The 23,160-nt window shown below is 62.8% G+C and carries 19 protein-coding genes; 7 read left to right on the forward strand and 12 right to left on the reverse strand.

Features of this window, described 5'->3' with window-relative positions; all coding sequences use genetic code 11:
- Positions 1–226 precede the first annotated feature (226 nt).
- Both lptF and lptG read left to right on the forward strand, forming a co-directional pair.
- Positions 227–1,351 carry an LPS export ABC transporter permease LptF gene (gene lptF, locus IFT75_RS04045; RefSeq protein WP_122479621.1) on the forward strand — a complete coding sequence of 375 codons (1,125 nt, stop codon included), beginning with the start codon at positions 227–229 and terminating at the stop codon, positions 1,349–1,351.
- Entirely contained in the window at positions 1,338–2,399 is a 1,062-nt protein-coding gene (gene lptG / locus IFT75_RS04050; protein WP_192053498.1) for an LPS export ABC transporter permease LptG, read from the forward strand. The genes lptF and lptG overlap by 14 nt, the downstream gene beginning before the upstream one ends.
- Before the next feature lie 28 nt (positions 2,400–2,427).
- Here the strand turns inward: lptG and IFT75_RS04055 are convergent, their stop codons facing one another.
- The 12 genes from IFT75_RS04055 to gap form a co-directional block, all read right to left on the reverse strand.
- Positions 2,428–2,919 (reverse strand): RDD family protein, encoded by a 492-nt coding sequence (locus IFT75_RS04055; protein ID WP_192053500.1) that lies wholly within the window; start codon positions 2,917–2,919, stop codon positions 2,428–2,430.
- Positions 2,920–3,016: 97 nt separating this feature from the next.
- A complete protein-coding gene (locus tag IFT75_RS04060; protein WP_122479618.1) occupies positions 3,017–3,229 on the reverse strand; it encodes a cold-shock protein in 213 nt (70 codons plus the stop codon).
- Positions 3,230–3,648: 419 nt separating this feature from the next.
- Entirely contained in the window at positions 3,649–4,773 is a 1,125-nt protein-coding gene (gene gcvT, locus IFT75_RS04065; RefSeq protein WP_192053502.1) for a glycine cleavage system aminomethyltransferase GcvT, read from the reverse strand.
- Between the two features lie 55 nt (positions 4,774–4,828).
- Positions 4,829–7,690: an aminomethyl-transferring glycine dehydrogenase gene (gene gcvP / locus IFT75_RS04070; protein ID WP_192053504.1), complete on the reverse strand. Its 2,862-nt coding sequence runs from the start codon at positions 7,688–7,690 to the stop codon at positions 4,829–4,831.
- Positions 7,691–7,699: 9 nt separating this feature from the next.
- On the reverse strand, positions 7,700–8,077 hold the full coding sequence (gene gcvH / locus IFT75_RS04075; protein ID WP_122479614.1) for a glycine cleavage system protein GcvH: 378 nt from the start codon (positions 8,075–8,077) through the stop codon (positions 7,700–7,702).
- Positions 8,078–8,402: 325 nt separating this feature from the next.
- Positions 8,403–9,911: a sigma-54-dependent transcriptional regulator gene (locus tag IFT75_RS04080; RefSeq protein WP_122479613.1), complete on the reverse strand. Its 1,509-nt coding sequence runs from the start codon at positions 9,909–9,911 to the stop codon at positions 8,403–8,405.
- A gap of 81 nt (positions 9,912–9,992) precedes the next feature.
- Positions 9,993–10,394 (reverse strand): YbaN family protein, encoded by a 402-nt coding sequence (locus IFT75_RS04085; protein ID WP_192053506.1) that lies wholly within the window; start codon positions 10,392–10,394, stop codon positions 9,993–9,995.
- Positions 10,395–10,413: 19 nt separating this feature from the next.
- Positions 10,414–11,031: a biliverdin-producing heme oxygenase gene (locus tag IFT75_RS04090; protein WP_185794107.1), complete on the reverse strand. Its 618-nt coding sequence runs from the start codon at positions 11,029–11,031 to the stop codon at positions 10,414–10,416.
- 113 nt (positions 11,032–11,144) lie between these two features.
- Positions 11,145–13,703, reverse strand: a complete 2,559-nt coding sequence (locus tag IFT75_RS04095) for a TonB-dependent receptor (protein WP_192053508.1) — start codon at positions 13,701–13,703, stop codon at positions 11,145–11,147.
- A gap of 144 nt (positions 13,704–13,847) precedes the next feature.
- On the reverse strand, positions 13,848–14,741 hold the full coding sequence (locus IFT75_RS04100; protein WP_192053510.1) for a FecR family protein: 894 nt from the start codon (positions 14,739–14,741) through the stop codon (positions 13,848–13,850).
- Between the two features lie 41 nt (positions 14,742–14,782).
- A complete protein-coding gene (locus IFT75_RS04105) occupies positions 14,783–15,304 on the reverse strand; it encodes a sigma-70 family RNA polymerase sigma factor (RefSeq protein ID WP_192053512.1) in 522 nt (173 codons plus the stop codon).
- Positions 15,305–15,430: 126 nt separating this feature from the next.
- Positions 15,431–16,432, reverse strand: coding sequence for a type I glyceraldehyde-3-phosphate dehydrogenase (gap, locus tag IFT75_RS04110; RefSeq protein ID WP_122713527.1), 1,002 nt, complete (start codon positions 16,430–16,432; stop codon positions 15,431–15,433).
- Positions 16,433–16,706: 274 nt separating this feature from the next.
- On the opposite strand from gap, the gene edd reads away from it, so the two are divergent.
- The 5 genes from edd (at position 16,707) to IFT75_RS04135 (ending at position 23,141) form a co-directional block, all read left to right on the forward strand.
- Entirely contained in the window at positions 16,707–18,533 is a 1,827-nt protein-coding gene (edd, locus tag IFT75_RS04115) for a phosphogluconate dehydratase (protein WP_122479607.1), read from the forward strand.
- Complete coding sequence (locus IFT75_RS04120) at positions 18,530–19,483, forward strand: glucokinase (protein WP_122479606.1); 954 nt, start codon at positions 18,530–18,532, stop codon at positions 19,481–19,483. Before edd ends, IFT75_RS04120 begins: the two co-directional genes overlap by 4 nt.
- Before the next feature lie 65 nt (positions 19,484–19,548).
- A complete protein-coding gene (locus IFT75_RS04125) occupies positions 19,549–20,271 on the forward strand; it encodes a response regulator (RefSeq protein ID WP_122479605.1) in 723 nt (240 codons plus the stop codon).
- A 22-nt stretch (positions 20,272–20,293) separates the two neighbouring features.
- Positions 20,294–21,700, forward strand: a complete 1,407-nt coding sequence (locus IFT75_RS04130; protein ID WP_122479740.1) for an ATP-binding protein — start codon at positions 20,294–20,296, stop codon at positions 21,698–21,700.
- A 154-nt stretch (positions 21,701–21,854) separates the two neighbouring features.
- Complete coding sequence (locus tag IFT75_RS04135; protein ID WP_185794103.1) at positions 21,855–23,141, forward strand: ABC transporter substrate-binding protein; 1,287 nt, start codon at positions 21,855–21,857, stop codon at positions 23,139–23,141.
- Positions 23,142–23,160: the final 19 nt, after the last annotated feature.

Raw genomic sequence — 23,160 nt, forward strand, 5'->3', positions numbered from 1 at the left:
AGACGGTTCGCGCGAAAGCAGCCAGTTTGACCCCAGCCCCAGCCCGCTCGCAACCTTTGCATGGCGGTAATTGTCCACCCGATGCCGCTGTTAAGTGACAGGCACAGCCTTTCACAGGATAATGCGGCGACTTTTTACCTGGCCCGCTCACGCGGGCCGGCCCCTGTCCTGGCTGCTACGTTCCCCTGTCGGGCTGCCTGCGCGCGACGACCCTGGAGTGTCTGGTTTGATCGTTTTCCGTTATCTGTCCCGTGAGGTCATGATCACAATGAGCGCCGTGAGTGCCGTGCTCCTGGTGATCATCATGAGCGGGCGCTTCATCAAGTATCTGGCCCAGGCGGCGTCCGGCATCCTGGACCCCGGCGTGCTGTTCATGATCATGGGCTTCCGCCTGCCGGGCTTCCTGCAACTGATCCTGCCGCTGGGCCTGTTCCTGGGCATCCTGCTGGCGTATGGGCGGCTGTACCTGGAAAGCGAGATGACCGTGCTTTCCGCCACCGGCATGAGCCAGCAGCGCCTGTTGGCCATCACCCTGGCTCCGGCGACGCTGGTCGCCCTGCTGGTGGCGTGGTTGAGCCTGAGCCTGGCTCCGCAGGGCGTTGCCCAGGTCGCCACGATCATCAACCAGCAGGACGCCATGACCGAATTCGACACCCTGGTGCCCGGTCGCTTCCAGGCGTTGCGCGATGGCACGCGGGTCACCTACACCCAGAGCCTCTCGGAAAACCGCGTCGATCTCAGCGGCGTGTTCATTTCCGAGAAGCGCATGTCCCAGGACAAGGCCAAGGACCGCGGGATCTCCGTGCTGGTGGCTGAAAAGGGCCGCCAGGAAGTGCGCGCCGACGGCAACCGCTACCTGATCCTGGAAAACGGCTTCCGCTACGACGGCAATCCGGGCGAGGCCAACTACCGCGCCATCCAGTACGACACCTATGGCGTGCTTCTGCCCAAGCCCGACGTGAGCAGCGACATCACCGACCGCGAAGCCATCCCCACCGGCGAGCTGTGGGGCAGCACCGATCCACGGCCGCGCGCCGAGTTGCAGTGGCGCCTGTCACTGCCGGTGCTGGTATTCATCGTGACCTTGATGGCGGTCCCGTTGTCACGGGTCAACCCGCGCCAGGGACGCTTCCTCAAACTGCTGCCGGCGATCCTCCTGTACATGGCCTACCTGACTCTGCTCATCGCCGCGCGTAGCGCCATGGAAAAAGGCCGCCTGCCTGCAGCACTGGGCATGTGGTGGGTGCACGTGCTGTTCCTGGCCATCGGCCTGCTGCTGATGTACTGGGAACCGATGAAGCTGGCCCGTGCCAGCCGTCGCGCCAAGGGGGTGACCCATGGTCAAGCTTGATCGCTATATCGGCAAGAGCGTGGCGGTCGCCATCCTCGCGGTGCTGGGCATCATTCTCGGGCTGGCTTCGCTGTTCGCCTTCATCGACGAAATGGGCGACATCAGCGACAGCTACACCTTGTTCGATGCCGGCAAGTACGTTGCCCTGACCGCGCCGCGGCGGGTCTACGACATGCTGCCGATGGCGGCTTTGATCGGCTGCCTGATCGGCCTCGGCAGCCTGGCCAGCAGCAGCGAGTTGACCATCATGCGTGCGGCGGGCGTCTCGGTGGGGCGCATCGTCTGGGCCGTGATGAAGCCGATGCTGGTGCTGATGGTGGTCGGCGTACTGGTGGGCGAATACGTCGCCCCGCCGGCAGAGAACAAGGCTCAGGCCGAGCGCTCGCTGGCCTTGGGCAGTGGCGATGCGCAAAGCGGCAAGCACGGCATGTGGCACCGCCAGGGTGACGAGTTCATCCACATCAACACGGTGCAGCCACGAGGCCTGCTGTATGGGGTGACACGCTATCGCTTCGACGACCAGCGCCACATGCTCAGCGCCAGTTTCGCCCGCAAGGCGCAATACGACGGCGATCACTGGCAGCTGAACGACGTCACCACCACGCTGTTTCACGCCGATCGCAGCGAAGTGGTCAAGGCCGCCGAAGAGCGCTGGGAAGTCTCCCTGACCCCCCAGTTGCTCAGCACGGTGATCGTGGCACCCGAAGCATTGTCCATCTCCGGGTTGTGGGGCTATATCCACTACCTGGCCGACCAGGGCCTCAACAACGGTCAGTACTGGCTCGCGTTCTGGGTCAAGGTCCTCCAGCCGCTGGTAACGGCGGCGCTGGTATTGATGGCCATCTCCTTCATCTTCGGTCCGTTGCGCTCGGTCACCCTGGGCCAGCGCGTGTTCACCGGTGTGCTGGTGGGCTTCGTGTTCCGCATTGCCCAGGACCTGCTCGGGCCTTCGAGCCTGGTGTTTGGCTTTCCGCCACTACTGGCGGTGGTGTTGCCTGCGGCGATCTGCGCGGTGGCGGGACTCTGGCTGCTGCGACGCGCTGGTTAGCGCCTGGCGATCACCTTCGAACCGGCCCTCAGTGGCCGGTTTTTTCTTTGGTAACCCGCACGACCTGGCTACGTGAACCCAGGTCGTGCCAGGTGCGCTGGCGGCGCTCCATCAGCATCCACCACCAACCGAGCCCCAGGCACAGCCAGGACAGCAGTGCCAGCACGAAGCGCAGCAGCGCCTGGCCGAGGCTGACGGTGCTGCCGTCGACGTTCTGCACGCGAATGCCCCAGGCCTGCATACCCAAGGTCTGTCCGCCATGGGTCCAGAAACGAGCGAAGAAGGCGAACGACAGGCTCGTCAGCAGCAGCGACAGCCATGGATCGCGATCCAGCGCACCCGCCTCGGAAAGGACGCGCAGACGGGCCTCACCGTACCAACCCATCTGGGCCAGCTTGTACAGCGCGGCGGCAGCCATCAGCAGCGCCAGACACAGGATCAGGTCGTAGGTCGCTGCGGCCAGGCGCCGAGCCAGGCTCGCCGGTATCGGCTGCAGGTTGTGCGCTGCAATGGGCGCCATCGAAAATCCTTGGGCAGAATTGGCCGGTCACGTCGGCCGAGCGGCCACAAAAAAAGCCCCAGGCTATCAGCGCTGGGGCTTTTCGGCGACGCTCGAATCAAGCCTCGGCTTGAACCTCGTCAGCCTGCAGGCCTTTCTGGCCCTGCACGGCAACGAAGGTGACCTTCTGGCCTTCCTTCAGGCTTTTGAAGCCGTTGCCCTGAATGGCGCGGAAGTGTACGAACAGGTCCGGGCCGCTCTCAGGGGTGATGAAACCAAAACCTTTTTCGTCGTTGAACCACTTGACGGTACCGCTTTGACGATTCGACATAGCTTAATTTCCTTGAAACCTAGAATTATTAACAGCGTCTTTCACATGAAAGATCACTGGGCTGATTTGCAGGAAAGTAAGAGACGTCGAACGGGTTGTAGCAATGATCAGAGCTACTGCCCAGGTCACGATCCAAGCGACCCATGCAAACACAGTGGAGAAACTTTACGCTAACTTCAGCGAGAAAAACAAGCCCTCGCAACCTGCGCATTTCGAGCTTTTTTTGCCGCATTTCAGGCCGTATCCGCCGCGTTGCTCCACGATCGTGCACGACGCTTATTCCCTTGACGCCAATGGATTCAAGCAGTGGCAATCATGGGCCGAAGTGCGGTGGAACCATGACGCTTTATAGACGCGTCATAGTTTTTATCTACCAGCAGCGACTGTTTGCGCACTCGCAGGGATATCCGGTCTTTCATTCACCCACGATAATAGCGTTGAGCAACGAAGGGCATCTTGGCAACTTTCAAGGGCACAGGCTTGCCACGCACGATGGCCTGCAGTTCGTTATCCACGGCAGCGGCGCTGGCGTCGACGTAGCCCATGGCAACCGGCGCGTCCAGTGTCGGGCCGAACCCGCCGCTGCACACGCGGCCGACTTCCACTCCTTGAGCGTTGATGATCGACGCACCTTCGCGCACTGGAGTGCGATCCTGCGGCAGCAGGCCGACGCGCTTGCGTGCAACGCCTTCGCGTTGCTGGGCAAAGATGATGTCAGCACCTGGGAAGCCACCGGCGCGCGCACCCTCGGCACGGCGCGCCTTGGAGATGGCCCACAGCAAACTGGCCGCAATCGGCGATGTCTCGCTGTCCATGTCATGGCCATACAGGCACAGGCCCGCTTCCAGGCGCAGCGAATCGCGTGCACCCAGGCCGATCGGTTCCACTTCAGGCTCGGCCAGCAGGGCACGCGCAAGCGCTTCTGCCTCGCCGCTGGGCACGGAAATCTCGAAGCCGTCTTCGCCGGTGTAGCCCGAGCGACTCACGTAGCACTCAACGCCCAGCAGCTTCACGTTGGCGAACTGCATGAAGGTCATGTCTGCGACTTCCGGCGCCAGGCGTGCAAGCACTGCAACGGCCGCCGGCCCCTGGAGGGCCAGCAGTGCGCGGGAATCGAACAGCGCTTCGATCGTGCAGCGGCCGCTCAGGTGGTGGTGCAGATGGGCCAGATCCTGATCCTTGCAGGCGGCGTTGACGACCAGCATCAACGTGTCGTTGCCCAGGTTCGCCACCATCAGATCGTCGAGAATGCCGCCTTGTTCATTGGTGAACATGGCATAGCGCTGCATGCCCACGGGCAGGTCGATGATGTCCACCGGCACCAGCGTCTCCAGTGCCTTGGCGGCATCGGCGCCGGTCAGGCGAATCTGGCCCATGTGCGACACGTCGAACAACCCGGCCTGGGCGCGGGTGTGGCGGTGCTCCTTCATCACGCCCAGCGGATACTGCACCGGCATGTCGTAACCAGCGAACGGCACCATGCGCGCGCCCAGTTCCAGGTGCAGCGCGTGCAGGGGTGTTTTTTGCAAAGTGGCATCGGACATTGTTCGTTCCTTGCGAGGCAGGGCGCGCAGCGATCAACGCTGCGCGCCGCAGTTGTCACGCTTGCTGATAGGCTTCGATGGAAGGGCAGGCGCACACCAGGTTGCGATCCCCAAAAACGTTGTCGACCCGACCCACAGGCGGCCAGTACTTGTTTTCCTGCAGCGTCGGCAGCGGGTAGACCGCCTGTTCGCGGCTGTAGGCGTGGGTCCACTCACCGACCAGTTCGGCGGCGGTGTGCGGCGCATTCTTCAACGGATTGTCTTCGCGATCCAGACGGCCTTCCTCGACCGCACGAATCTCTTCGCGGATCTGGATCATGGCGTTGCAGAACCGATCGAGTTCTTCCAGCGACTCGCTTTCGGTCGGTTCGATCATCAAGGTACCTGCCACCGGGAACGACATGGTCGGAGCATGGAAGCCGAAGTCGATCAGGCGCTTGGCGACGTCGTCGACGCTGATGCCGCTGCTGTCCTTGAGTGGGCGTACGTCGAGGATGCACTCGTGAGCCACCAGGCCGTTGCTGCCGGCATAGAGGATCGGGTAGTGCTGTTCCAGGCGCCGGGCAATGTAGTTGGCGTTGAGGATGGCCACTTGGGACGCACGCTTGAGACCGTCGCCGCCCATCATGCGAATGTACATCCAGGTGATCGGCAGGATGCTGGCGCTGCCGAACGGGGCCGCGCAGACCGCGCCCTGTTTGCGCTCCAGCGCGGCATGGCCGGGCAGAAACGGCGCCAGGTGCGCTTTCACGCCAATCGGGCCGACACCTGGGCCGCCACCGCCATGGGGAATGCAGAAGGTCTTGTGCAGGTTCAGGTGGGACACGTCGCCGCCGAACTTGCCCGGTGCGCACAGGCCGACCATGGCGTTCATGTTGGCGCCATCGATGTACACCTGGCCACCGTGGTCATGAATGATCGCGCAGATCTCGCGGATGCCTTCCTCGAACACGCCATGGGTGGACGGGTAGGTGATCATCAGTGCGGCGAGCTTGTCACCGTGCTCGATGGCCTTGGCGCGCAGGTCTTCGATGTCGACGTTGCCGCGTGCATCGCAGGCAGTGACCACGACGCGCATCCCGGCCATGTGCGCGGTCGCCGGATTGGTGCCGTGCGCCGAGGATGGAATCAGGCAGATGTCGCGGTGCGCTTCGCCACGGCTCTGATGGTAGGCACGAATGGCCAGCAGGCCGGCGTATTCACCCTGGGAGCCGGCGTTGGGTTGCAGTGACACGGAATCGTAGCCGGTGGCAGCGCACAGCATGCTCTCCAGCTCGTCGGTCAGTAACTGATAGCCCCGGCTCTGCGCGGCCGGTGCGAAAGGGTGCAACTGGCCGAACTCGGCCCAGGTCACCGGGATCATTTCGCTGGCGGCATTGAGCTTCATGGTGCAGGAGCCCAGTGGGATCATGGTGCGATCCAGGGCCAGGTCCTTGTCGGCCAGGCGGCGCAGGTAGCGCATCAGCTCGGTTTCCGAGTGATAGCGATTGAACACCGGATGCTGCAGGATCGCCGACTGGCGCAGCAGCGGCTCGGGCAGTTGATCGCCGACCTCATCGGCCAGGGTCTGGAATACTACCTGCGTGCTTGCGTTGTGGAACAGCTGCCACAAGGCTTCCACGTCGGCCTGGCGGGTGGTTTCGTCCAGCGAGATGCCCACGCGCTGCGCGTCGACTTCGCGCAGGTTGATGCCTGCAGCCCGGGCCTGCTCGTGCAGGCGCTCGGTCGCGCTGCCGGTGGCCAGGGTCAGGGTGTCGAAGAAATGTTGCTGCTCCACGCGCACGCCCAATTGGGTCAGGCCACGCGCCAGGATGGCGGTGAGCTGGTGGGTGCGTCGTGCGATCTGGATCAGGCCGGCCGGGCCATGGTAGACCGCGTACATGCTGGCGATGTTGGCCAGCAGCACCTGCGCCGTGCAGATGTTGCTGGTGGCCTTCTCGCGACGGATGTGCTGTTCACGGGTCTGCATGGCCAGGCGCAGCGCGCTCTTGCCATGGCGATCCACCGACACGCCGACCAAACGTCCAGGCATGTCGCGCTTGAAGCTGTCACGGGTGGAAAAGTACGCCGCGTGTGGGCCACCGAACCCCAGTGGCACGCCGAAACGCTGGGCGCTGCCGATGGCGACGTCGGCACCGAATTCGCCCGGAGGGCTGAGCAGCGTCAGGGCGAGCAGGTCAGCCGCCACGGCTACCAGGGCATTGCCGGCATGAAAGCGCTCTACCAGTTCACGGTAGTCGAAAATGTCGCCGTTGCTGGCGGGATACTGCAGCAGAGCGCCGAAGAAACCGTCGGTGTCGGCGAGCTCATGCTCGTCGCCGATGACCACTTCGATACCCAGCGGCTCGGCGCGGGTGATCAGCACGGCCAAGGTCTGTGGATGGCAATGGCTGGAGGCGAAGAAGCGCTGGCTGTTCTTGTTCTTGCTCAGCCGTTTGCAGAAGGTCATGGCCTCGGCGGCGGCGGTCGCTTCATCGAGCAACGAGGCATTGGCGATGGGCAGTCCGGTCAGGTCGCTGATCAGGGTCTGGAAGTTGAGCAGCGCCTCCAGACGGCCTTGGGAAATCTCCGGCTGATACGGCGTGTAGGCCGTGTACCAGGCGGGGTTCTCCAACAGGTTGCGCAGGATCGGCGCCGGCGTGTGGGTGTTGTAGTAGCCCTGGCCGATGTAGTTCTTGAACAGTTGGTTCTGCTGGGCGATGGCCTTGATCGCGGCCAGGGCATCGGCTTCGCTCTGCCCGGCAGAGAGACCGAGCACGCTGGTGCCCTTGATGCTTTCGGGGATGACGCTGGCGCTCAGGGCATCGAGGCTGTCGAAACCCAGGAAGTCGAGCATGGCCTGCTCGTCGGCCGGGCCCGGGCCGATGTGGCGGGCGATGAATTCGTTGTCGGTGTGCAATGCAATGGCGCGAGTCATGGTGGGTCCTCAGCCTTGGGCGGCGATCAGGTTGTCGTAGGCGGTCTGGTCGAGCAAGGCGCGAACCTGTTCGAGGTCGTCGGGAATGAACCGGAAGAACCAGCCCTGGGCCAGTGGGTCCTGGTTGACCAGTTCCGGAGCCGCATCGAGTGCCGCGTTGACTTCGACGATCTCGCCATCCAGCGGCATGTTGATGCTGCTGGCGGCCTTCACCGATTCCAGCACCGAAACCTCGGCATCGCGCGCATGGCGGGCCAGTTCGGGCAACTGCACGAAAACCACGTCGCCCAAAGCATTCTGGGCAAATGGGGTGATACCGACCGTGACGCTACCGTCGGCTTCGAGGCGCAGCCATTCGTGTTCGACGGTGAAACGCAACTCGCTCATGGAAACTCCGCAGTGATTTGGGGTTCAGCAATGAGGGTTACTTAGCAAGATGGTTGCCAGATTTCCCAAAGTCACAGGCTGCAAGGGCTCCAGGCAAATTACCCCCATCAAGGATCGCAACGGCTGTAACGAAAACGCTACGCAACACGTAGACCAGCAAATACTCCGCCTCCCTTGTAGCAGCGGCGCGAGCCGCGTCGGCGGTAGACGCGGTCTATTGCATGGACCCAGACGAGCCCGGACGCGGCTTGCGCCGCTGCTACAGACGTCGTATCGAATTACGTACGCTGTATTTAAATCGATACAGTTCGGTTCGGCTGTGGTATCAGTTCGCGCCACCGATTCCATACTTGCGCAACCGGTTGGCGATGGCCGTGTGGGATGTCAGTAGACGGCTGGCCAGCTGCCTGCTGGATGGATAACTGGGGTACAGCTTTTCCAGAAGTGCTTTTTCGTAAGCGCCAACGGCCTGCTCCAGGCTGACGACGTCGCCGTCGTTGCGTCGACTCACGCTGGTGCCGGCGATGTCCAGATCGCCGATGTCGACTGTGTTGCTTTCGCAGACGGCGGCTGCGCGAAAGATCACGTTCTGCAACTGCCGAACGTTGCCCGGCCAGCGGTTGCCCAGCAGGGCAGGGTAGGTGCTCGTCGTCAGTCGGCACATCGGTCGCTGAATCTGCGTGCAGGCCTGCTGCATGAAATAACGAGCCAACAGCAGGATATCTTCGCCGCGCTCGCGCAGGGGTGGCACGTTCAGGTTGAGCACGTTCAGGCGGTAGAACAGATCTTCGCGGAAGGCGCCTTCGGCCACCATCTGCTCCAGGTTGCGGTGGGTGGCGCTGAGGATGCGCACGTTGACCTTGACCTCACGGTCGCCGCCTACCCGGCGAAAGCTGCCATCGTTGAGGAACCGCAGCAGCTTGGCCTGCAGGTACGGCGACATCTCGCCGATTTCGTCGAGAAACACCGTGCCTTGGTGAGCCAGTTCCATCAGCCCTGGCTTGCCGCCGCGCTGGGCGCCGGTGAATGCACCGGGGGCATAGCCGAACAGCTCGCTCTCGGCGAGGTTTTCCGGCAGGGCGGCGCAGTTGAGCGCTAGGAACGGCGCGCCGTGGCGCGCGCTGACGGCATGGCAGGCCCGCGCCACCAGCTCCTTGCCCGTGCCCGTCTCGCCTTGGATCAACAGCGGCGCATCCAGCGCCGCAACACGTTGCGCCCGGGCCTTGAGCGCACGGATCGGTGCGGAGTCGCCCAGCAGCGAATCGAACCCTTCGGCGTGGTCGTGGTGCAGGGCGGCCAGTCGCTCACCCATGCGGTTGGGCGGGTATAGCGTCAGCAGGGCACCGGCGTCGGTGATGGGTGTGGCATCGAGCAACAGCGTCTGGCCATTCAGGTTGACCTCGCGCAGTGGCAGACGGAACCCTTGTTCGAGCAAGGCGCCGAGCAAGGCAGGATCGGCGAACAGGTCCGCCACCGACTGTCCGGCGGGCTCGCGGCCGTACAGCTCGACCAAAGCCGGGTTGGCCAACAGCACATTGCCGGCACTGTCCAGTGCCAGCACTGGATCGCCCATGGCGGCCAGCAAGGCTTCAAGCTGCAGGTGCCGGCGTTGTCCTGGAAGAATATCGACCACGCGCACGTCCTCCACACCCCGCACCCGGAACAGCGCATCGTGCAGTTCTTCCAGCACCAGCGGGCTGAGGGTCGGTGCGTCGATATAGACGTTGGGTGGGACCATCTCGACTGCGTCGAGGTTGAGGTTGCGCGCCCCCAACAGGGCCAGCACTTCCTGGGTGATGCCGACACGGTCGATGAAGCTGACGTGGATACGCATGGGGTCTCGAGCATTCCGGACAGCGGAGGGACGCAGTATGCCTTGCCATCGCGCAAAGCTGTAGCACCTACGCGGGCGTGCTCAGTGCTGGGGGTTGATGCGTTCGGGCCGCGACCAGATCCACAGGTTGACCAGCACCATGCCGGAGATCGCCGCGTACACCGGCCAGTGCTGCTTGAGGGTGAACCACATGAGCACTGAACAGAGGACCATGCTGACGGTTGCGCTGACCTTGGTTCGACGGGTTATCACCTTGCCATTGCGCCAGTTCCGCAGCATCGGGCCGAACAGCTTGTGGTTCTCCAGCCAGGCGCTCAGCCGCGGTGAGCTTTTGGTCGCCGCCCACGCGGCCAGCAGGATGAACTCGGTGGTGGGCAACCCCGGCACCACGATGGCGATCAACCCGATGATCAGGCTGGTATAGGCCAGCAGGCCGTAAAGCACGCGGGCCAGCTTTGAGGGGAGCGGGCGAGGGTTGTCCATGAGTTCCATACAGTGGGGGTCAGGCCGGCGCCGTTTCCTTGTGGTCGGCGTAGGTGTGTTGCAGCAGCACCTGCAAGCGCGCAAAAGCATCGTTGGCCGCCTGATCAGCTTGCGCTTCTTCAGCCGCGCTGAACGGCAGGGCGTCGAAGATCGCGTTGAAGGCTTTCCAGCCCTTGCCGCGCCCGCCCTCGGGTTCGGCCAAATGGCGAGCACCGAAACTGGCGGTGTAACCCAAGGCGTTAGCCCGTTTGATCAGGATGGCGGCGCCGAGTTTAGACCCTTCGGAGACGCGAATCCAGGTGAGCGCCGTGGCCTGACTGGGCTCGCTGAGGGCGCCCGGAACAGGTTGCGGAATGGCCACGCCCAGATCGATCAGATCGGCCTTGGCCGCCTCTGCGCGGCAGCGCTCGGGCAGATCGGGAAACAAGGCGATCAGGGCCGGGTCGTTGTACAGGTGTTGCAACTCGGATTGGAACAGGTACTGCATCTGCAGAAAGCGCGCATAGCTTTGCGGCGTATCGAATGGCGCGTAGCGGGCCACGGTGTTTTCCAGGCTGTCGTGCAACGCCTGGCTGATCGCGCGCAAGCGAGCGGAGCGCAGTGGGGCGTGGTCCTGAATGTGCTCGGTGACGGTCATTGCGAGTTCCTTGAAAAATGCGGTGCTGTTTAGACGAGACGAATCAACTCACAGCGGACCGTAAAAAAATCCCACCACAGGGGCAGCGGTTATCTGCCCCTACAGTGCCATTATCAGATGTCCCAAACCAGATTGATCGCGAAATTACGACCGGGAGCAGTGAGGCGGTCGAGGTTGGCGGGTGATGTCACCGCCGCTTCGCCCACGCCGTCATAACTGCGCACGTCATCCCATAGCCAGTATTTCTTGTCGGTGAGGTTGTACAGGCCGGCGTTGACCGTGACGTCGTCGGTGACCTTGTAGTAACCGGCCAGGTCGAGGATGCCGAAGCCAGGCGTTTTGAACACACCGCTGCCGTCCGGCGACTTGAACGCGCTGCTATCCACTCGGTTCTGACGCTTGACCAGTGTCCAACTGAGCAGGCCGCCATACTGCTGCTGCTCGTAGCCCAGTCCGAATACGCCCTTGAGCGGATTGACGCTGTTGATCGGTTGGTCGTTGTCTTCGTTCTTGCCATGGGCGTACGCGATGGAGCCCTGGCTGTAGAGACCTTGCGGTGCACCGAAGCTGTCCAGGTTCAAGCGGCCCTTGAGCTCGACGCCCTTGATGGTGGCATGCTTGATATTGTTGCTTTGGAACACGGCGGACGTCGCCCCGGGGCTGACCGCATCCTCGTTGATGAAGTCGCGGTACTGGTTGTAGAACACCGCGATATCGAAGGTGCCTGCCTCGAACTTGCCGCGTAGGCCGGTTTCATAACTTCTGCTTTTTTCCGGTTCCAGATCCGGATTGGGCTGGACCGTATAGCCTGCGCCAAGGTTTTCGAAACGGCCATAAAGCGCCTTGGCCGAAGGTGTGCGGAAGCCTTCGGCGTACTGCCCATACCAGGTGTAGTGGTCATCGAAGTCGTAGGTCACGCCCAGCGTGGGTGACAACCGGTGCCAGTTCCGGTCGCTGTCGGTCACGGTGTACTGGCCAGTGGGGTTGACCGTGCGCAGGAACTCATCGGTCAGGCGGGGCTTGAGCTGGGTGTAGTCATAGCGGGCGCTGGGTCGCAAGGTCCACTGGTTCCAGCGAATCTCGTCCTGAGCGAACAGGCTGTAGGTGTTGATGGTCGGGTCGGGGAAGTCGCTGGATTTGACCAGACGATCGGCCGCGCTGTCGGCGCCGATGGCTCGGCAACTGCCCATCACGGTCAAGCAGGTCCCGTAGCCGCTGCGTGAGCCGGTAACCTTCTGCTGGCGGATGTTCGTGCCGTAGGTCAGCAGGTGATCGGTTTGTCCCAACTCGAAGGCCTTGTCGAGTTGCAGGTCGAACACCCACTGGCGCTCTTTGTACAAAGTGTCACGCGCTCGCAGCACATCGCGTGCGCGCGGGACGACATAGTGCTCTTCGGTGTGCTGGTCGGTCTTGGCGATCTGGTAGTTCAAGCTCCACTTGATGTGATCGGCCACGACGCTGTCCAGCTCGAAGTCGTGATTCAAGCCGAACCGCTCGCGGGTGATGGTGTCATTGCCACCGCGCGATTGATAGAAATTCAGCGGCCTGCCATTTGCATACGGGCCGCCATAGGCGCTTTTCAGGTCAACGTCTCGGTCGTCCTTGTATTTCTCGTAGGTGAGCCCGAATCGAGCATCGTCGGCGTAGTTCCAGCCCAGCTTGGCCAGGACATTGGTCGAGCGCACGTCCTTGGGGTCGGCTGCGGTGCGGCTCAGCCCCGTGCTGGTATGGTCGCCGTAGGATTCGGTCTCGTGGCCATTGCGCTGGCTCAGGTGCAGGAGGGCATCGAAGTCACCCGAACGGCCGGCCACGGTAGCCGAGTTCAGCCAGCTTTCGTCTGCCGAACTGTAACCGGTCTTCAGGCGTGCGCCGACATCCTTGCCGGGTTTGATGATGTCTTCCGGGTCCAGGGTGTAGTAGCTGACCACCCCACCGATGGCACTGCTGCCGTAGAGCGACGACGCCGGCCCGCGCAGGATTTCCACCCGCTTGACGATTTCCGGGTCGACGTAATTGCGCTCGGTTTGCGCATAGGGGCCGTTGAAGAAGCTGTACGGCACCTCGACGCCATCGACCTGGGTGAGCACACGGTCGCCGTCGATACCACGAATGTTGTAGCCGGTAAGGCCGCTGCGCAAACCGGTGCCGCCTGCGGAGACGCCCGGTTCGTAACGCACCAGGTCCTGAAGGGTGTTGACGTTGTCACGGTCCAGCTGCGTGCGGCCCTGGACGCTGACGGTACTCGGGACGCTGTCGGCGCTTTGTTCCTGGCGTGTGGCGCTGACGGTCATCTGTTGCAGGGCGATCACGGCGCCCGGCGAGCTGCGCTCGAGCACGACATTGTTGGCGCTGATTTTCCGGTAGCGCAAGGGTGTCCCTGCGAGCAGCCGATCCAGTGCCTGTTCCGGCGTCAGGTTACCGCGCGCACCGGGTGAAATGACGTCCTGGGCAAGCTCGGCGGGCAGTCCGACTTGCCAGCCCGTCGTGGTGCTGAAGCCGTTCAAGGCCGACGCCAGAGGCTGCCGAGCGATGCTGAAGGCGTGATTGACGCTGATGCGGGCGCTGTTCGGTGTCAGCTCCGCAGCGCTGCCCACGGCCGGCACGGCGGCCAGCAGCAGGGCAGCGGTGAGCACCGAGTGGTGAAACTGAGGACGAGTGAAACCTTTGGACATCGAAAGCGCTCCCTGTCGCGTGTCGTTATAGTGTTACCGATCCGAATGCGAATCAGTTGCATTGGCTATGACTAGACGGATGGGGAAGCGCTACAGCGTAAAAATAATTATGCGGTGTCTCGGTTCATGGCAATGACGTATCCGTCAGTTCAGGATGACCAGCGCCGGAAACTCCCGCACCTGTGCCGACGTCACCTGAGCCAACGAGCGAACCACTTCGAGCGGGTTGTCCAGGCGGTAATTGCCGGTCACTGCCACCTGCTCGAGCTTCTTGTCGGTGTTGATGATCCACCCCGGGTAATAGCGCCGAAGTTCGGCAAGTACCTCGCCCATTGGGCAATTCTCGAAGATCAAACGGCCCTGGACCCAGGCCAGATCCTTCTGTGGATCGAGCCGCTCGCGCGTGCCGAATCCCCTGGGGCCGATGCGTATGCTGTCGCCGGCGTTCAGGCGCACCGTCTCGTCGTGGCTGGCGCTGAGGTCGACGTTGCCGCGCTGCACCCGCACTTGCGCCTGGCCATCGTGGTAGCTCACGGCGAAGGCACTGTCGAGCACATCGGCACGCACCGGGCCTGCTTGCACCTTCAGGGGTTGTCGGCGGCTGGGAGGCACCTCGAAAAAAGCTTCGCCTTCGTACAGGCGTGCGCTGCGTTGCCGGGTGTCGATGCGGCTGGAGAAGGCCGAATCGGTGTTGAGCAGTACCTTGGAACCGTCTTCCAGCTGCAGGTGTTGCCGTTCGCCGACCTGGGTCAGATGAGCGGCCTGTACGCGCAGCGGCAGGTGGGTGAAATTCAATACGCCTACCACCAGTATTGCGGCGCTAGCCAGTGGTTTCCAATGCCGACGCCAGGCAGGCGGTTGGCGCCGCGTTTGCAGGGCGACGGCGGCCCGGTGAACCGGCGCGCCGTGCCACACCGCGCGGGCCTGCTCAAATGCCGCGGCATGTTCGGGGTCGGCCAGCAGCCAGTCCTCGAATGCGCTTTGCTCGGTGGGGTCGGTGCAAGGCTGGGCGATCAACCAATCGATGGCTTGCTCCATGGCCGGCCTCGGCGGCGCCCGCTCAGGTAGATGCTGCCGATTCACGGATGCTCCTCCAGGCGCTGGGCGACGCCGATGCAGATCGCCATGATCAATTTCAATTCCTTTTGCACGGTGCTTGCCGAGACGTGCAGCTCATGGGCAATTTCCACATAGCTGCTGCCATGCACTCGGCTCAGGATGAAAATCCGCTGCTGGCGCGGCGTCAGTCGAGCCAGGCTCACGGTCAGCCTGGCCAGAAGGCGCTCCGCATGGGCGACCTCGTCCGGACTACTGGCCACTGCTGCAATGCTTTGTAGTACGTCGAGGGGCACATCTTCGACCATGGTTCGCTCGTGCACCCGCCGTGAGCGCAGATAATCCAGGGCCAGATTGCGTGCTGTCTGAAAGACGAAGGGTTCGAGGTGCTCGATGCGTCGCTCACCCAGGGCACGATTCACCCTCAGGTAGGTTTCCTGAAGCAGGTCTTCGGCGGTGCTGGGGTTGCGTACCATGCGCTGAAGGGTGCGCAGCAGACTCAAGCGTTGGGAGAGGAAAACGGAATTGAAGCGTGATTGACTCACGGAATTGCCCGGACGGAAAGCAGAAGATGATAATGCTTCTCATCTGTGCGCCTGGTCAAGTCGCGATCTTTGCAAGAGGTATCGCGGCTGGAAACGGCATCCACCGTATCCAGCCGCTATGGGGCCTTACTTGGCGTTGATCAGCGCCAGGCAGTTGTCCAGCATGCGGTTCGAGAAGCCCCACTCGTTGTCGTACCAAGCCATGACCTTGACCAGCTTGCCGTTGACCTTGGTGTGGTTGGCATCGAAGATCGACGACAGCGGATTGTGGTTGAAGTCGGTGGAAACCAGCGGCAGGGTGTTGTAGCCCAGCACCTTGGACTGCTCGGCCGCGGCATGCATCAGCGCATTGATCTCGTCGCGGCTGGCTTCGCGCGAAAGGTTCAAGGTCAGGTCGACCAGCGAGACGTTGATCACCGGCACGCGCACCGCCATGCCGGTCAACTTGCCGGCCAGCTCCGGCAGCACCAGGCCAACGGCTTCGGCAGCGCCGGTCTTGCTGGGGATCATCGATTGGGTCGCCGAGCGGGCGCGGTAGGGGTCGCTGTGGTACACGTCGATCAGGTTCTGGTCGTTGGTGTAGGCGTGGATGGTGGTCATCAGGCCCTGCTCGATGCCCAGCTCGCGGTGCAGCACCTGGGCCACCGGGGCCAGGCAGTTGGTGGTGCAAGAAGCGTTGGAGATCACTTCGTGGGACTGACGCAGCACGTCGTGGTTGACGCCATACACCACGGTGGCATCGGCGCCCTTGGCCGGTGCCGAGATGATCACCTTGCGCGCGCCGGCCGTCAGGTGCGCGGCAGCCTTTTCACGGTCGGTGAACAGGCCGGTGCACTCGAACACCACGTCGATGTTCTCGGCCTTCCACGGCAGTTCCGCCGGGTTGCGGATGGCACTGACCGAGATGCGGTCGCCATTCACCGTGAGGCCTTCCTTGTCGTGCTCGACCGTGCCGTCGAAGGTGCCATGCACCGTGTCGTACTTGAGCAGGTGGGCGTTGATCGCGCTGTCACCCAGGTCGTTGATGGCGACGACCTGCAGGTCCTGGCGGTAGCCTTGGGTATAGAGTGCCCGCAGGACATTGCGGCCGATGCGGCCAAAACCGTTGATTGCTATGCGAATGGTCATGAGTGATTCCTGTGATCAGATTGGGTGATTCCCCTTGGATCAGGTCCGGGCAAGCAGGTCACGTAATCTGTTTTGTTGTTGGAATTACAAGATTATTCGCATAGAAATAGAAAACAAGCCTTTTTAGTGGCAATATTTTGTTCTATCTACAACGAGTGACCGGTACAACCCTTCCTCTACAGCGATTCTTGCCTGCAGGGCTTTGAGCCCTGACACGGGTCGTAGTTCGGACAGAGTGTTGCAGAGGTCGCCCCCAAAGCCTGGAGTTCTTCACATGCATCCCCGCGTCCTTGAGGTCACCCAACGGCTGATTGCGCGTAGCCAAGCTACCCGCAAGCACTACCTGCAACTGATCGACAGCGCCGCCAGCGACGGGCCCATGCGCGGCAAGCTGCAGTGTGCGAACTTTGCCCACGGAGTAGCGGGGTGCGGCACCGAAGACAAGCACCAACTGCGCATGATGAATGCGACCAACATCGCAATCGTTTCGTCATATAACGACATGCTCTCGGCGCACCAGCCCTACGAAACCTACCCGGAGCAGCTCAAGCAGGCGTTGCGCGAGATCGGCTCGGTCGGCCAGTTCGCCGGTGGCGTGCCGGCCATGTGCGATGGCGTGACCCAAGGCGAGGCTGGCATGGAACTGAGCCTGGCCAGTCGTGAAACCATCGCGCTGTCCACGGCCGTGGCCTTGTCCCACAACATGTTCGATGGCGCCCTGATGCTCGGCATCTGCGACAAGATCGTTCCGGGCCTGATGATGGGCGCGCTGCGCTTTGGCCATCTGCCGATGGTCTTCGTCCCCGGCGGGCCGATGCCGTCGGGCATCTCCAACAAGGAGAAGGCCGATGTTCGCCAGCGTTATGCCGAGGGCAAGGCGAGCCGTGAAGAATTGCTCGAATCGGAGATGAAGTCCTACCACAGTCCGGGCACCTGCACGTTCTACGGCACGGCCAACACCAACCAGTTGCTCATGGAAGTGCTGGGGTTGCACCTGCCGGGGGCCTCGTTCGTCAATCCCAACACACCGCTGCGCGATGCGCTGACTCACGAGGCGGCCCATCAGGTGACACGCCTGACCAAGGCCAACGGCGAGTTCACGCCCATCGGCCGCATCGTCGATGAAAAGTCGCTGGTGAATTCGATCGTCGCCCTGCACGCGACGGGCGGTTCGACCAACCACACCCTGCACATGCCGGCGATCGCCATGGCTGCGGGCATCATCCTGACCTGGCAGGACATGGCCGATTTGTCCGAAGTGGTGCCCACCCTGTCCAATGTCTATCCAAACGGCAAGGCTGACATTAACCATTTCCAGGCAGCTGGCGGCATGGCTTTCCTGATTCGCGAGTTGCTCGCAGCGGGCCTGTTGCACGAGGACGTGAACACGGTGGCCGGTCATGGCCTGAGCCGCTATACCCGCGAACCGTTTCTGCAAGAGGGTCGGCTGGTCTGGCGCGAGGGTCCCGAGGCGAGCCTCGACGAAACCATCCTGCGCCCCGTGGCACGGCCTTTCTCGGCCGAGGGCGGATTGCGCGTGATGGAAGGCAATCTGGGTCGGGGCGTCATGAAAGTGTCTGCCGTGGCGTTGGCGAACCAGGTAGTGGAGGCGCCGTGCCGCGTGTTCCAGGACCAGCAGGAGCTGGCCGATGCGTTCAAGGCCGGCGAACTGGAAAAGGATTTCGTCGCGGTCATGCGCTTCCAGGGGCCGCGCTCCAACGGCATGCCGGAACTGCACAAGATGACGCCTTTTCTCGGCGTGCTGCAGGATCGCGGCTTCAAGGTCGCGCTGGTCACCGACGGGCGCATGTCCGGCGCGTCCGGCAAGATTCCCGCCGCGATTCACGTCAGTCCCGAGGCGGCCAGCGGTGGCCCGTTGGCCTTGGTGCGCGATGGCGATATCATCCGGGTCGACGGTGTCGAAGGTACCTTGCAGGTACGCGTCGATGCCCAGACGCTGGCCAGCCGCACCCCGGCGGTCGGCACCTTGGCCAATGGCGTAGGGTGCGGGCGTGAACTGTTCGGGTTCATGCGCCAAGCCTTCAGCTCGGCCGAGCAAGGCGCCAGTGCCTTCACTTCGGGGTTGGAGATTTTGCGATGACACTCGCCCTTATCGGCGACATCGGCGGTACCAACGCACGTTTCGCCCTCTGGGAAAACGATGCACTGCATTCGGTTCGGGTCTTCCCCACGGCAGACTACACCAGCCCCGAGCACGCCATCGGTGTGTACATGGCCGACCTCAAGCTGCAGAAGGGCGACATCGGCGCCGCGTGCCTGGCGGTAGCGGGCCCGGTGGACGGTGACGAGTTCCGCTTCACCAACAGCCATTGGCGCCTGAGCCGCAAGGCATTCTGCGCAAGCCTGCAGATCGGGCACCTGCTGCTGATCAATGACTTCACCGCCATGGCGTTGGGCATGACCCGTCTACAGCCCGATGAATACCAGCTGGTCTGCGAGGGCGAAGCGGATCCCGCACGTCCGGCAGTGGTCATCGGCCCAGGCACGGGGCTGGGCGTGGGCACGTTGATCGCCCTGCGCAACGGCTGGATGGCATTGCCGGGTGAGGGCGGCCATGTCGACCTGCCCGTCGGCAGCGCGCGCGAAGCCCAACTGCGCGCGCACATCGAAGCGCAGATCGGTCACGTCAGCGCCGAGACGATTCTCAGCGGTGGTGGGTTGTTACGGTTGTATCAAACTGTGTGCGAAGTAGACGGCCACACGCCTTCCTGCACCTCGCCGGCGGAAGTTACCGACGCCGGGCTTGCCGGCGACCCCGTCGCTCGGGAAACCCTGGAGCAATTCTGCCGCTTCCTGGGCAGGGTGGCGGGCAACAACGTGCTGACCGTGGGTGGTCGGGGCGGCGTGTACATCGTCGGTGGCGTGATCCCGCGCTTTCTCGACATCTTCATGCAAAGCGGTTTCGCCGAGAGCTTCGCCGACAAGGGCTGCATGAGCGATTACTTCAAGGGCATCCCGGTGTGGGTGGTCACGGCCGAGTTCTCCGGGCTGTTGGGCGCAGGCGTGGCCTTGCAACAGGCGCAGGCTTGAGCGTTTAATCAGCCCTTGAAAAAAGCCGGGCGTATCGACCCGGCAATGACAACAAGGACGCCCACGTGAGCACTGTCGGCAAATCGATCCTGCTGGTCGATGACGATCAGGACATCCGCGAACTGCTGGACACCTACCTTAGCCGCGCCGGTTTCGCCGTGCGCACCACGGCCGATGGCGCGGGCTTTCGCGAAGCGCTTGGCGCCGAAGTCGGCACCGACCTGGTGATTCTCGACGTCATGCTGCCCGACGAAGATGGCTTCAGTCTGTGCCGCTGGATCCGCCAGCATCCGCGCATGGCCCAGGTGCCGATCATCATGCTGACCGCCAGCTCCGACGAAGCCGACCGCGTGATCGGCCTCGAGCTGGGAGCCGATGACTATCTGGGCAAGCCGTTCAGCCCGCGCGAGCTGCAGGCGCGCATCAAGGCGTTGCTGCGACGCAGCCAGTTCGCCAGCGAGCGCAGTGGCGAAGTACTCGGTTTCGACGACTGGCGGCTGGATACCGTCAGCCACCGCCTGTTTCACACCGACGGGGAAGAGGTGTTCCTATCCGGTGCCGACTTTGCCTTGCTCAAGCTGTTCCTCGACCATCCGCAGCAGATCCTTGACCGCGATACCATCGGCAACGCCACTCGCGGGCGCGAGCCGATGCCGCTGGATCGCATCGTCGACATGGCGGTCAGCCGCCTGCGCCAACGCCTGCGCGACAATGACAAGCCCTCGCGGCTGATCCGCACGGTACGTGGTAGCGGCTACTTGCTGGCGGCCCACGTTGCGCCTGTTTAAGCCGCGCTCACTGCTGGGTCGCATGCTGTTGCTGACACTGCTGGCGGTGCTGCTGGCGCAGGGCTTGTCCAGCGTCATCTGGCTGTCGCAGCTGCGTGCCACCCAGCTCGAAGGGTTGGTGACCAGCGCCCGCAGCCTGGCCCACTCGATGGCGGCCAGCGTCAGCTATTTCCGTTCGTTGCCACTGGCCTATCGGCCGCTGGTCCTGGATCAGCTGCGCAGCATGGGCGGTACGCGCTTTTTCGTTTCGCTCAACGACAAGCCACTGGGTATGCAGCTGCTCGAATCGACCGCGCGCAAGACTGCAGTGATCGATGCGGTTTCTGCAGTGCTCCGCACCCAGCTGGGCGTCGACGTGGATATCTCGGTGGCCTTCGTCAGCCCCGACGACCTGCGCATCTTCAATAGCGGCCTGAAGCTCGACGAGCTGCCGCGCTCCTGGGCGCACTACGCTTTGACCCTGGAACCGGTCAACCCGCCGGTGCTGGTCACCCAGATTCGCCTGGGACCCACCGAATGGCTGTACATCGCTTCGCTGTTGCCCGAACCCTATACCACGCTCGAGGAAGAGGGCCTGCCTGCCCAGCAGATCTGGTTCATCGCCCTGACCAGCGGGTTCCTGCTGCTGTTCATTGGCGTGCTCGTGCACTGGCAAAGCCGGCCCCTGAAACGCCTGGCCCGCGCCGCACGCGAGCTGTCGCTGGGCGAGGTGAGCAACGAACCGCCCATGGACGGCGGTGGGAGCGAGGTGGTGGAAGTGGCCCGTGCACTGAATGCCATGCGCGAGCGCATCAGCCGCTACCTGACCGAGCGCAGCCAGCTGTTCAGTGCGATTTCCCACGACTTGCGCACGCCCATCACGCGCCTGCGGCTGCGCGTCGAACTGCTCGACGATCCAGCCCTGGAAGCCAAGTTCGGCCGTGACCTGGACGAGCTGGAATTGCTGGTCAAGGGCGCGCTGCAATGCGTCAAAGACACCGACATCCACGAAAACATCGAACGGGTCGATCTCGATCAGGTACTCGACTGCCTGGTAGAGCCCTATCTGGCGCCGCACGGCAACGGCCGAGTGACCCTGGAAGGCAAGGCGCGCCGGGCTTATACCGGCAAGCCGCTGGCGATCAAGCGCTGCATCGGCAATCTGATCGACAACGCACTCAAGTACGGCGACCGCGCGCACTTGTCCATCCATGACGACGCCGAGGCCTTCGTGTTGTACGTCGACGACGAAGGCCCTGGGGTGCCGGAGCAACGGCTGCAGAAAGTCTTCGAGCCGCACTTTCGTCTGGCCGGCACTCAGCAGGGCTATGGCCTGGGCCTGGGCATCGCGCGCAATATCGCCCACAGCCATGGCGGCGAGGTGACCTTGCAGAATCTTCCGGCTGGCGGGTTGCGCGTGACGTTGGTGTTGCCACGCAAGGCGGTGTGAGACGTTCATGCGTGCTCACGCCAGCCGATCGAATGTCACCAGTCGGTGACATTTCCCCATCCCTTCGTTACCTGCGCCCCTGTGGCGATGTTTACACTCTCATGCAACGCAAGCATCAGACTTGCATCTGCATAACAACAAAAAAGGATGTCCCATGAACTCGCTCTCCCGCCTCGCCATCGTCGTTTCCCTTGCCTCCGTGTTCCCGCTCAGTGCCCTGGCTGCCGACTCCAAAGGTTCGGTCGAAGTGGTGCATTGGTGGACGTCCGGCGGTGAAAAAGCAGCAGTCGACGTGCTCAAGGCGCAGGTGGAGAAAGACGGTTTCACCTGGAAAGACGGCGCCGTGGCCGGCGGCGGCGGTTCCACCGCAATGACCGTGCTCAAGAGCCGCGCCATGGCTGGCAATCCTCCTGGCGTTGCCCAGATCAAAGGCCCCGACATCCAGGAATGGGGCAGCACCGGGCTGCTCAGCACCGAAGCCCTGAAGCAGGTTGCCGTGGATGAGAAGTGGGACAGCCTGTTGGTCAAGAAGGTGTCTGACACCGTCAAGTACGACGGCGAGTATGTGGCCGTTCCCGTGAACATCCACCGGGTGAACTGGCTGTGGATCAACCCCGAGGTGTTCAAGAAAGCTGGTATCGAAAAGGCGCCGACTACCCTCGAAGAATTCTATGCAGCCGGCGACAAGCTCAAGGCCAAGGGCTTCATCGCGCTGGCCCATGGTGGTCAGCCATGGCAGGACAGCACCGTGTTCGAAGACGTGGTGTTGTCGGTCATGGGCGCAGACGGCTACAAGAAAGCCTTCGTCGACCTCGATGAGAGCACCCTGACGGGTGAACAGATGGTCAAGGCGTTCACCGAGCTGAAGAAGGTCGCAACTTACATGGACCCCAACCGTGCCGGGCGTGACTGGAACATCGCGGCTGCCGACGTCATCAATGGCAAGGCCGGCATGCAGATGATGGGCGACTGGGCCAAGTCCGAGTGGACCGCGGCAGGCAAGGTGGCCGGCAAGGATTACCAGTGCGTGGCCTTCCCCGGCACCGAGAAAGCCTTCACCTACAACATCGACTCGCTGGCCGTGTTCGAACTCAAGAACAAGGACGACATGGCCGCGCAGCAAGACCTGGCCAAGGTTGCACTGGGCACCGACTTCCAGAAAGTCTTCAGCATGAACAAGGGTTCGATCCCGGTACGTACCGACATGCTCGCCGAGATGGACAAGTTGGGCTTCGACGCCTGCGCCCAGACGGCGGCCAAGGACTTCCTGGCCGACGACAAGACCGGCGGCCTGCAGCCGAGCATGGCGCACAACATGGCCACGACCCTGGCGGTGCAGGGCGCGATCTTCGATGTGGTGACCAACTACATCAACAATCCCCAGGCTGATCCGCAGAAGGCCGCCTCGCAGCTGGCCAAGGCCATCAGTTCGGCCAAGTGAACATCAGGCTGACACACCC

It is taken from the genome of Pseudomonas sp. CFBP 8758, from assembly GCF_014841725.1.
Taxonomy (GTDB): Bacteria; Pseudomonadota; Gammaproteobacteria; order Pseudomonadales; family Pseudomonadaceae; genus Aquipseudomonas; species Aquipseudomonas baltica.